The sequence below is a fragment of the Mycobacterium arosiense ATCC BAA-1401 = DSM 45069 genome, assembly GCF_002086125.1.
Classification (GTDB): Bacteria; Actinomycetota; Actinomycetes; order Mycobacteriales; family Mycobacteriaceae; genus Mycobacterium; species Mycobacterium arosiense.
On record NZ_MVHG01000322.1, the window covers coordinates 1 to 271 of the forward strand.

Consider the following 271-nt stretch of genomic DNA (forward strand, 5'->3'; position numbering starts at 1 on the left):
CCACCACCGAGGTCGACAACTGGCCGGGCGATCCCCACGGCCTGACCGGCCCTGCACTGATGCAGCGGATGCAGGAGCACGCCGAGCGCTTCGAGACCGAGATCGTCTTCGACCACATTCATGCCGTGGACCTGGCCGGCAAGCCGTTCACCCTGCGCGGCGACAATGGCACCTACACCTGCGACGCACTGATCGTCGCCACCGGTGCCAGCGCGCGCTACCTGGGGTTGCCGTCGGAGCAGGCGTTCATGGGCAAGGGCGTGTCGGCCTG

The 271-nt window shown here is 68.3% G+C and carries 1 protein-coding gene; it reads left to right on the plus strand.

Annotated features, from left to right (window positions below):
* On the plus strand, positions 1–271 hold a 271-nt coding region (locus tag BST14_RS32055; protein ID WP_158085949.1), incomplete at both ends, for an FAD-dependent oxidoreductase.